The sequence below is a fragment of the Anaerolineae bacterium genome, from assembly GCA_025062375.1.
GTDB lineage: Bacteria > Chloroflexota > Anaerolineae > SpSt-600 > SpSt-600 > SpSt-600.
In genome coordinates this window covers 1-530 of the sequence record JANXAG010000090.1, presented here as the reverse complement: position 1 = coordinate 530, position 530 = coordinate 1, and the positions used below count along the sequence as shown (strand labels likewise).

2 protein-coding genes are annotated in these 530 nt (G+C 55.7%); one reads left to right on the top strand and one right to left on the bottom strand.

Annotated features, from left to right (window positions below; translation table 11 throughout):
• Window positions 1-216 (top strand): hypothetical protein (locus NZ653_10195; protein MCS7287485.1); only part of this gene is annotated, 216 nt, incomplete at its 5' end.
• On the opposite strand, the gene NZ653_10190 is transcribed toward NZ653_10195, so the two are convergent.
• Window positions 157-513: a class I SAM-dependent methyltransferase gene (locus NZ653_10190; protein MCS7287484.1), complete on the bottom strand. Its 357-nt coding sequence runs from the start codon at window positions 511-513 to the stop codon at window positions 157-159. The genes NZ653_10195 and NZ653_10190 overlap by 60 nt on opposite strands.
• Window positions 514-530: the final 17 nt, after the last annotated feature.

The window sequence follows — 530 nt, the reverse complement described above, 5'->3', positions numbered from 1 at the left end:
TGCCCGCGCTCCCTTCGGCCTTCCAGCCCGCCCTGCCTCCGCCAGAGGGAAACCTTCATCCTCTGGCGGCCCAACGATCTGGGGCTAAGCCGCCCCGCGGAGCGAGCCGAAGGCGAGCGGAGCGGGGTCGGCTTGAGCCGCATGTTGGGCGGCCCCTCATTTCACCCCTACAGCTATGAATATACTGATGCTCGCAGATTCACAACCACAACTTGATTGGGCACAGCAATTCTCACCCACACAGTCCACCAACACGTCTTTCAGACCCGCATCAGTCAACCACCGCCTAATATCCTGGCGATTAAACCCTAACCATCGATCGCATTGCTCCGTCCTTAAGAACTCATAAGAGTGCTCGTCCAAATCCGTGACAACCAGCGTACCACCCGGCTTCAGAATTCGCACCATCTCTTTTATTGCCTGAAAAGGCGACTCAACGTGATGAAGGTACATATTGGCAAAGACATAGTCCACACTTTCGTCACAGACCGGTAAGTTCTCCGCCTCTCCCACTCGATACTCAATCCCTT